At 67.1% G+C, this 9,909-nt stretch carries 4 protein-coding genes; all 4 read right to left on the bottom strand.

The window, feature by feature from the left end; all coding sequences use genetic code 11:
* A partial coding sequence (locus B8W69_RS29100) for a non-ribosomal peptide synthetase (RefSeq protein WP_165762724.1) occupies positions 1 to 6,443 on the bottom strand: 6,443 nt, incomplete at its 3' end.
* 19 nt (positions 6,444 to 6,462) lie between these two features.
* Positions 6,463 to 8,052, bottom strand: coding sequence for a DHA2 family efflux MFS transporter permease subunit (locus B8W69_RS29105; protein ID WP_110882103.1), 1,590 nt, complete (start codon positions 8,050 to 8,052; stop codon positions 6,463 to 6,465).
* Between the two features lie 23 nt (positions 8,053 to 8,075).
* The gene (locus B8W69_RS29110) at positions 8,076 to 9,014 is read right to left on the bottom strand and encodes a methionyl-tRNA formyltransferase (RefSeq protein WP_085293103.1); all 939 of its coding nucleotides are present in this window, start codon (positions 9,012 to 9,014) and stop codon (positions 8,076 to 8,078) included.
* Between the two features lie 404 nt (positions 9,015 to 9,418).
* Positions 9,419 to 9,909, bottom strand: a 491-nt coding sequence (locus tag B8W69_RS29115) for an MCE family protein (protein ID WP_181447512.1), incomplete at its 5' end; no start/stop codon positions are given.

Consider the following 9,909-nt stretch of genomic DNA (forward strand, 5'->3'; position numbering starts at 1 on the left):
AGCAGCGCGCCCCAGATCTCCCAGACGGAGACGTCGAAGACGAGCGAGTGCCACTGCGACCAGACCTTCCCCGGCCCAGTCGACAGATCGGCGGGCAGCGTCCGCAAAAATTCGGTGACGTTGCGGTGCGTGACCGCAACGCCTTTGGGGACGCCGGTCGTGCCCGAGGTGTAGATGATGTGGGCGACGTTTTCGGCGGCCGGCGCCGGTGGGGCGATGCTGGGCCGCGCGTCGACCGGCACGTCGACATCGATGACCTGCAGGTCGTATCCGTCCAGCCGGCCGGCCAGCCCGGCGGTGGTGATTGCGGCGATTGGGCCGGCATCGTTGAGGAGGAAGCCGACCCGGGCATCGGGCAGCGCGGGATCGATGGGCAGGTACGCGGCCCCGGCTTTCAGGACGGCCAGGATGGCCATGATCGCCTCGGCCGAGCGCGAAAGCAGCAGCGCCACAGACTGACCCGGCCCTACACCCCGGCCGGCCAACAGGTGCGCCAAACGATCTGCGGCCTGGTCTAGCTCGCTGTAGGTCATTGAACGTCCGGCGCAGGTGATCGCCGTCGATTCGGGCGTGCGAATTACTTGTGCCGCAAACAGTTCCGGTATCGATACTCCAGCAGCGGGTCGGGACAAGACCGCGCGATTGCCCATCTCGTTCAGCCGCGCGTGTTCACGCTCGTCGAGCAGATCCACCGACGACAACCGCTGCGACGGATCGGCCGTCATCGCCAGCAGAATTCGCTCCAGCCGATCCGCCAGAGCCGCAACACTTTCCGTATCGAACACAGCGGAGTCGTACTCGATCCCCAGCGCCAGTTCGGGGCCCGGCGTGGCCTGCAGGGTCAGTGGGTAGTGAGTGGATTCGTGGCTGGTGAGCCCGGTGATGGCCAGCTCGCCGAGCTCCATCGAGGCGGCGGCGCCCAGGGGGTAGTTCTCGTAGACGAATAAGGTGTCGAACAGCTGGTCGTGACCGGTGACGCGGTGAATCTCGGTCAGCGCCAAGTGTTCGTGATCCAGCGTCTGCTGGTAGGCGTTGTGCAGTTGACCGAGCAGGTCGGCGACCGTGGTCGCCGCGGTCACCTGCGCCCGCACCGGCACCGTGTTGATCAACAGGCCGACCATCGATTCGACCCCGGGCAGGTCGGCCGAGCGGCCCGAGACCGCGGCGCCGAAGACCACGTCGCGCTGCCCGGTCAGCGACATCAGCAGCTGCGCCCAGCCGGCCCGCAGCACGGTGTTGACGGTGGTGCGGTGCGCCCGAGCCAGTTGCTGCAGCGCCTGGGTGGCCGCCTCGGAGAGCCCGCGCGACACCAAGCCCTGCCGTCCCAGCCTTTGCCGGTGCGGGGAGCCCACCAGCGTGGGTGTGTCGAAGCCGGCCAACACTTCTCGCCATGCCGCATGCGCGGAATCGTGGTCGCGGCCGGCCAGCCAGGTGACGAACCGGCGGTACGCCACCGGAGCGGGAAGTCGCTGGTCGTTGTAGGCGGCAAAGATTTCGTGCAGCAGGATCGGTAGCGATGAGCCGTCGAGCACGACGTGGTGGTTGGTGAGCACGAACCGGTGATGGTCCGGGGCGGTGCGGATCAGCGCCGCCCGAAAAACCGGCGGGTCCGCCAGATCGCACACCGCGACGCGTTCGGCGGCGCACATCCGGTGAACCCGCTCGTCGACGTCGACCTGATCGGTGCCGAGATCCACGTAGCGCCACGGCACCACGGGCTCGGCGGGGATGATCTGCACGGGTGGGTCGATGTCCGGGCAGAAGCGGGCGGCCAGGTTGGGGTGGCGGTTGACCACGGCACGCACCGCCTCGTGCAGCCGGTGCGGATCGATCGGGCCTGCGATGCCGATGGCCAGCTGAATGGCATACAGGTCGACGCCGTCGCCTTGCGCTGCCGTGGCGTGGAAGAGCAGCCCCTGCTGCAGCGGGGTCAGCGGCAATACGTCGGCGACGCGGTCGTGCTGTTCGAGGTCGTCGATCTGCTGCTGGGTGAGACGCGCGGGGGCCACATCCGACGGGCTCAGACCGCCCCCACCCCGGCGCACGTGCGTGCAGATACCGGTGAGTGCCTCAAACCACAACTCGTTCAACCGGTTTACCCGGGTGTGATCCAGCGCAGTGGTCGCCCATGTCCAGCCGGCGTGCAGCTGGGGGCCGGTCTCACCGTCGATGGTGCCGGCGTCGAGAGCCAGGGTGTGGGTCAGCGGCATCGGCACCGAGGTCGCGACCGCGGTCGCCGACAGACTGTCGAGGCTTGGTCGCCATACCTCATCGGAGAGCCCGGTCGCGCCGGCCAGCCGCCCCAGATAATTGAACATGACCGCCGGGTCGTGATCACCGAATTCGACAGCGGGATTCAGGTAGCGCAGCAGCCCATAGGTGATCCCGTCGGGCAGGGCGCGCAGCTGTTCTTTGGCGCGCTTGATCACTGCCCCCAGCGCGGCATCACCGGCCGCGACCTTCGCCCAGTCCAGGCCGGCGACGTCGAGTGCCACCGGGTATTTGGCGGTGAACCAACCCACCGTTCGCGACAGGTCAACGCCGGCGCTCAGCTCGTCTTGGCGCCCATGGCCTTCCACGTCGATGCCGATCGGCGTCTGGCCGCCGCCTGAAAGCTGCGCGATGGCCAGTCCGAAGGCGATCAACAAAATGTCTTGTACCCCGACGTGGAACGCCGCGGGCACGTCGGCGAGCAGCGTGCGGGTCGTCTCCACATCCAGCCGCGCCGAAAAGCGGCCCGCGTTGGCGTGGGTATCGACGCTTTGCACGACGGGCAACGCTGCGGGAGCAGCCGATACCCGTCGCCACGCGTCGGCCTGAGCCACCACCTCGGGACGGCGCGCGTACTCATCGAGCAGCGATGACCACCGGGCGAAAGACGTGCCGCCCGGGGGCAATGACACCGGCTGCCCGCCCCGATGCTGAGCCCACGCGATATTCAAGTCTTCCAACAGGATGCGCCACGACACCCCGTCGACGGCCAGATGATGAACGATCAACACCAATTGGCTCGTCGAGGCGATCCAGAGCGCACTGAGCATCGCCCCCGCACCCGGATTCAGCCGCGACCGCGCGGCGATGAGCGCCTCGTCGGACAACACCTCCACCGATCGCACACACCCGCCGGCGTCCACCGAGCCCGCGTCGGGCACCGAGAGCGACCATCCCGCCGCGCCGTCGTCGTCGACGCGCAGCCGCAACATGGCATGCCGATCCAGCAGGGCCTGCAGCACCGCCACCACATCGGCCTCGCACACCCCGGCGGGCGCCTGCACCAGCATGGTCTGGTTGAATTGATCGACCGGACCGTCAATGCTCTTCAGCCACCGCATGATCGGGGTCGCGACCACCTCACCGAGGCCCGCATCGGCCGCGTGGTCATCGCCGGTGGCGACCGTGACGACACGGGCCAGCCGAGCCACGGTCTGCTCGACGAAAATGTCACGCGGGCGGCACATTACGCCCGCGGCACGCGCGCGGGCGACCACCTGCATGGACATGATGCTGTCGCCGCCCATGTCGAAGAATGAGTCGTCGATCCCGACCCGCGGCAACCCCAGAACCTCGGCGTAGATATCTGCCAAGATCTTCTCGACCGCGTCGGCGGGGGCCCGGTAGGTCGCGGCAGAATATTTGGGGGCCGGGAGACCGCTGATGTCGAGCTTGCCATTGGGCGTCAGCGGCAGCGCGTCGATCGCCACGATCGTGGCCGGGACCAGGTAGGCGGGTAAACGCTCCCCGAGCCGGCTGCGGACCTGGGCCGGGTCGGCGCCGCCGGTGATGTACCCGACCAGACGCGCGGCGGCGGGTGGGTCCTCGCGGGCGATCACCACCGCCGCCGTCACGCCGTCCAGTGCGGCCAGCGCGGCCTGCACCTCGCCGAGTTCGATGCGGTGGCCGCGGATTTTGACCTGTCCGTCGGCGCGTCCGAGGTAGCGGAGCTGGCCGTCCGGGCCCCAGCACACCCTGTCGCCGGTGCGGTACATCCGCGTCCCGGCGCCGCCAAATGGGTTGGCGACGAAGCGTTCCGCGGTCAGGTCGGCGCGGCCCAGGTAGCCGTGCGCCAGCGCGGGTCCGCTCAGATAGAGCTCGCCGACCACCCCGACGGGGGCCGGGTTCAGCTGCGCGTCGAGCACCAGGGCCCGCACCCCTGGAATGGGGGCGCCGATGCCGAGCGGCCGCCCCGGTGCCAGCGGGGCGCTGCAGGTGGCCCAGATGGTGGCCTCGGTGGGGCCGTAGGCGTTGAACATCTGCCGGCCCGGCGCCCACGCGGTGGCCAGCTCCGCCGGGCAGGCCTCCCCGGTGGCGATCAGGGTGCGTACGCCGGTCAGCCGGGTGCGGTCCAGCGACGCGAGCACCGTCGGGGTGAGCACCGCCGCGCTGATCCGCTGTTCGTGCAGCAACGCGGCCAACGGTTCACCGGCCGACGCTTCTGGCGGTGCCACCACCAAAGTCGCCGTCGCCCCCACCGCCAGTAACAGTTCTCCGACGGACACATCGAAGGTCGGCGACGCGACCATCAGCAAGCGCTCGCCGGCGGTCAGGCCGAACACCTTGCGGTGCGCGGCCACCCCGAGCAGACCGGCGTGGCTGACCGCCACACCTTTTGGCGCGCCGGTGGATCCGGACGTGAAGATCACGTGGGCGGTGTTGGCGGCCCGCAACGGGGCCAATCGGTCGGCGCCGGCGATCGGTTCCGCGGACCGCCCGGACAAGTCGAGACCGTCGACGGGCAACACCGGGCGCCCCCCGGCCCCGGTCAGGGTGTCGGCGCCGCGGGTCAGCACACAGACCGCCGCGACCGTGTCCAGCACCGTGCTGATCCGCTCGGCCGGATGCGCCGGATCAAGCGGCACATACGCTCCGCCCGCCTTGAGCACCGCCCACCACGCCACGACCAGTTCCAGGCAGCGATCCATCGCCACGCCCACGGCGGACTCCGGGCCTACCCCGGCCTCGATCAGCGCACGGGCCAGCCGCGTCGAGGAGTCGTCGAGCTCGCGATACGACAGCCCTCGGGTACCGTCGACGACCGCCATCGCGTCGGGATCGGCCGCCACCGCCGCGGCCAACAACTCCGGCGCCACCCCCACGGGTGCGGTCGCAGCTGCGCCAGACCACGCCGAGGTGACCAGATCACGCTCACCGCGATCGAGGGCCGACACCTCGCGCAGGGCCGTCGACGGGTCAGCCACCAGAAGACAGTCGAAGAGCGACTCCAGACGAGTTATGTGCCTTGCGATTTCGTCGTCGCTGTAGCGCTCGGGATTCCATCCGAAGTGAACCTGCGGCGCGCCATCGTCCAGCTGCGGATAGATGTTGACGGCGATGTCTTGGATCGGGAAATTGGTCAAGATGTTGCACGTCGCCAGCGAGGGCCCGAAGTAAATGGGGGCCGCGAAGCCGAGGACGTTGATCACCGGACCGAATTCGACGTTGGTGTCCAGCCGAGCCCCGTCTCCGATGATGTCCGGGAAGCCCCGGAACTGCTGGTGGCGCAGCGCGCCGACCAGGGCCGTGCCGACGCGGCCGGTCAGGGCGCCGATCGTGTCGGTGTCCTCGACGCGAATGACCAGCGGCACCATGTTGGACACCATGCCCGCACAGCTCTTCAGGGCCGCGCTGGTGCGCGCCGACACCGGCAGTGACAACGAGATAGTCCGGCGTCCAGTAGTTTTCGCGATGAACACGGCCATGGTCGCGACCACCCTGGCAACGTCGAACCGGTGGTTCTCGGCCAACCGTTGTGTGCACTCCAGCTCGCGCACCAGCTGATGGCGTGGTGGCACCGACCGCTGGGTGCCGGCCAGGTCGACGATTTCCAGCGGCTCGTGAACGACGCGCTTCCAGTACTCGGCATCGGCTGCGCTGCGTGACGACTGCTGATATTTCAGGTCCGCATCGCGGATCACGCCAAAGCCCGAGAAATCGACCTCGCCGGTTGCACCGGCCGCGCCGGAATAGACGTCGGCGATGTGCCGGATGAAATTGTTGGTGCCGTACCCATCCAGCAAGACGTGGTGCGTGCGCAGGTAGAAGTAGCACAGGCCGTCGGAGATCCGGAGCAGCATGAAGTTGGTGAGCCGGTCGCGAACCAGATCGACCGGCCGTCGGTAATCTTCGTCCATCCACGCGCGGGCTGCGGCGACCGGGTCGGGCTCGGCACGCAGATCGAGAGTGTTCAGGGTCCGCGGAAGCGAGTGATCGAGCACGAAAACCGGCTCGCCCTCGACCAGCGCTACCCGCGCACACGGCGAGCCGAATCGGGTGGCCGCCGATTCGCATGCGGCCATGAGCTTTTCGGTGTCGACATCGTGATCGATCGCGAGGAACCCGGCAAAGTTGAACGGCACTTCCGGCCGGAGCTCTTGAGCGGCCCATAACGCGCGTTGCGCAACGGTCAACGGTCCCAGCAGGTCTGGTTGCGTACCGTAGTTGAGCATATGACGACGGACTTTCTCGTTAGGCGAGCGACTCTGCGCCCGCAACGTTGGCATCGTTGAGCCGGGCAGACCTCGTCGGCAGAAACGCCGCCGCGACGATCGCGCCCACCGCCAGTGCGGCGGCCGCACCGAAGACCACGGTGTAGGCGTGCACGAGGTGATGAGACGCGGCATTCGCAATGCCGCTTGTCTGCGGCGGGATTGCCGACGGATCAACGGGCACAGGGTTGTTCGTCGGCGCCACGTCTTCGTGGCGATTGAGCTGATTCGTCAACAGCACCGTCACCAACGCGGCTCCGAAGGCGCCGCCCAACTGATTGTTGACACTGCGCAGCGTCGTGCCCCGAGCGATTTGATGCGGCGCCAACGACAGCACGCACGCGGCAAAAAGTGGCGTCGCGGCACAGCCCACGCCCATCCCGACCAGCATCAGGCCGACCAACAGCGTCGGCGAATAACCCGTTTGCCGGGCGACGCCGATGGTGAAGACGACCAGGCCTGCCGCCATGAGCCGGAAGGCGAGCAGGACGATCTTGCTCGGTCCGTACCGGTCCATGAATGCGCCGGCGAACGGAGTGGTCAACACGATGCCGATCCCCATCGCGATCAAATGCATCCCCGATTGCATCGGCGTCTGGTGCAGCGCGACCTGGAAATAGCTCGAGACCAGTAATAAAACCCCGACATAGGTGGCCGCGAAGATCAGCAACGTCACGTTGGCCTGTCGGACCATTCGGTTCTTGAACAATCGCAGGTCGATGAGCGGGGCGTCGGCCCGACGCCAGGCGTGAACGACGAAGGCGACGATCAATGCCAGGCCGATCAGGGAGGGAATCAGCACATGGTGATCGGCTATCGCGCGACGTCCCGGGGTGGAGGACAGCCCGGCCAGCAGGATCGCCATGCCCGGTGACAGCAGCAACATGCCGGTCACGTCGGGTGTCTCCGACGGCGCGGGACGATCCTTCGGAAACATCACCGCCGCAACCGCGAAGGCGCTCAGCCCGATCGGCAGGTTGATCAGGAATATCCACTTCCATCCGTAACTGTCGATCAACCACCCGCCCAGGATCGGCCCGCCGACGGGGCCGAGCAGGAATGGAACTGCTCCAATCGCAACCAAGCGGCCGAGTCGCTTGGGGCCCGACTCGCGGGTCAAGATCACGAAGCACAGCGGGGTCGTGATGCCACCACCGCAGCCCTGTAGAACACGAAAAATGATGAGCGGAAACATATTCGGAGCTATCGTGCACAGCAGTGATGCCAGCGTGAACATCAAGACACCGCCGGTGAAGAGCCGCTTCGTGCCGAATCTGTCTGCCGCCCAACCGGTTACCGGGACAACGGCGGCAAACGCCAGCATGTAGCCGGCCATCGTCCACGAGACGACGGCCTGCGTGGATCCGAATTCGGCGGCAAAGGTCCGTTGAGCGACGGCGACCGCGGTACCGTCCAGGTGCCCCATCATGCCGGCCAGACCGCATACCGCGCCGATCCAGAGCAGCCTGGCGTCTATCTTGTCCGGGTAATCAGGCGCGCTAACAACCGATTGCCCGACGGAGACGGCGGGAACCACCGACGCTGAGGTCGCGGAAGATGCGTTGTCCATGGCGTTACCAAGAAGGCAACTTCTCATGGCCGACTGGTCAGGTAGCCCCCACGCCGGAAGAACTTCTCCCCGCCGCACTCCACGCCGTCCGCGGAACGCAGACGCGTGACCACCAGGCCGCGGTTGCGGCCCCGATACGCATCTGCTCCGCAGACCACGGCGCCGCCCTCCTCCTGGGCGACCACCCGGCCCGGCGTGCCGCCGTAGCCGGCGTCGGAGACACGCGCCTCGAGGACCTCGATCCGCTCGCCACGGTAGAACGTGAACGCGCGGGGATAGGGGTCGGACAATGCGCGCACAAAACGCTCGAGGTCCTCGGCCGACCAACTCCAGTCGATCAAACTGTCGCGCTCCGAACGTTTGTGGAAATACGTCCGCTCGGTCTTGTTCTGCGGCCGCCAGACCGCGGTGCCGGACTCCAGCGCATCCAGCGCTTCGGCCAGCACCCCCGGAATCAGATCCATGCCCCGCAACACCAATTCGGTGCCGGTGTCGGTGGGGCCGATCGGAACCGAACGCTGGACGAGGATGTCCCCGGTGTCCAGACCGTCATCCATGCGATGCACGGTCAAGCCGAACTCTGGCTCGCCGCTGATCAACGCCCACAGCACCGGGGAGAACCCGGTAAAGCGCGGCAACAGCGAATCGTGAAAGTTCAGCGTTCCGTGCGGCGGGAGATTATACAGTTCCGCCGGCATCCGGTAGTACCAGCTGTTGACGACGATGACGTCGGGTTCGGCGCGCTTCACCAGGTCGATGGTCTCGGCGTCCACCGTGTCGGTGAGATGCACGGGGATGCCGTGCTCACGTGCGAGGTCTTCGACCGGCGCCGACCAGATCGCCTTGTACGATTCCTCGCTCGAGGGGTGGCTGACGGCCAGGGTGACTTCGTGGTCCATCTCGGTGAGCGCTTTCAGGGTGGCGTAGCCCCAGGTCTGGAATCCGAAGAACACGATGCGCATGCGCGAAACCCTTCTCACTCGTTACCGACCGACCACTGGCTGCGCCCTCGATCGAGGCAACGGCGCCCACAAGTCCATCAGCTTATGTTAGCCTTACCTAAGTACTCCACTCGGGGCATATACCTGCCGAATAGGCGCCTCCGCGGAACGCGGTCCATCGATCAGCGAAATGCATGACGCAGAGCGTGGGGGTTTTGAAACGCGTTGTCCGGCTTATCAAGCGGGGTAGCGTAGTCAGGATCCACAGATAGAGTGGGCGGCGTAATCCGACGGAGTGGTAATTCCGTCAGTGCACCGCAAACACTGCACCGAAATAGGAATGCTGGCGCAAGCGCATTACGGCGTTCGCCGAACATTTGTGTGGCGAGCCGCTGGGGGCGGCGCATTCCGGCAAGAAGCCCTGGTTAGGGATTAATGGTGTTGTCGCCGACCTGGCGGCCCCAGACGTACTCGATCGCATACGGCGATCCGGTGTCCAGGTGGTTGTAGGGGGCGATGCTGTTGCCGGTGTCCATGATCAGCTCGGGTGCCGGCCACAGGTCGCGGGTGATCTTCTGCCAGCACCCCGGGGCGCCGCCGGGTCCGCCGCGCGCGTTCACCCGCGGCAGGTTCTCGGGATAGATGTAGGGGTTGGGCGCGCCGCCGACGACCCCGGCGATGCCGCCCACCAGCGACGCGATGACGGGCACCGCTGACACCGGGTTCGCGATCAGCCCCAGCCCGGAGAGCACCTCGGTGTCCATGTTCAACGAATAACCGTTGAACCCGCCCTCCGCCGCGCCGGTGGCGGGCAACGCGTCGTGTTCGCTGCGCATCAAGCAATAGATTTCCGGGCTGTAAGTGTCCAGCAGCTGCGCCGTCGGCACCAGGTCGGCGGCACCACGCGCCAAATACG

Origin of the sequence: Mycolicibacterium vulneris, assembly GCF_002104765.1 — a bacterium.
In the GTDB taxonomy this organism is placed as follows: domain Bacteria; phylum Actinomycetota; class Actinomycetes; order Mycobacteriales; family Mycobacteriaceae; genus Mycobacterium; species Mycobacterium vulneris.